The following is a 268-nucleotide window of genomic DNA, read 5'->3' as shown; positions in this document are numbered from 1 at the left end:
GCTCGTCCGGCGACAGGTGCTGCGTCTGCGGCTCCGCAGTCAGGCCGAGTGCGGTGGCTGTGGTGTCGTTGCGGACGGGCAAAAGGTTGAAGCCGCCGCTGAGCTGCTGCATACGGAAATGTGTGATCTCCATGAGCACTTTGCCGTCTGTGTCGCACAGGGTGATGTCGAACAGGACAGAACTGCGATCCCCCGTGCCATCTGCCAGACGCACATGGCTGAAGATCTCTTGCGTCAGCGGGGCCAGCACCCGGATGGCGCCATAGGA

The 268-nt window shown here is 62.7% G+C and carries 1 protein-coding gene; it reads right to left on the bottom strand.

Annotated elements, in window-relative coordinates; translation table 11 throughout:
- Positions 1-268, bottom strand: a 268-nt coding sequence (locus R0J92_RS23335; RefSeq protein ID WP_411053427.1) for a polyketide synthase dehydratase domain-containing protein, incomplete at both ends; no start/stop codon positions are given.

The organism is Tritonibacter sp. SIMBA_163 (assembly GCF_046535935.1).
Taxonomy (GTDB): domain Bacteria; phylum Pseudomonadota; class Alphaproteobacteria; order Rhodobacterales; family Rhodobacteraceae; genus Epibacterium; species Epibacterium scottomollicae.
The sequence above is the reverse complement of the archived record's forward strand: the minus strand, read 5'-3'. Positions and strand labels throughout refer to the sequence as shown.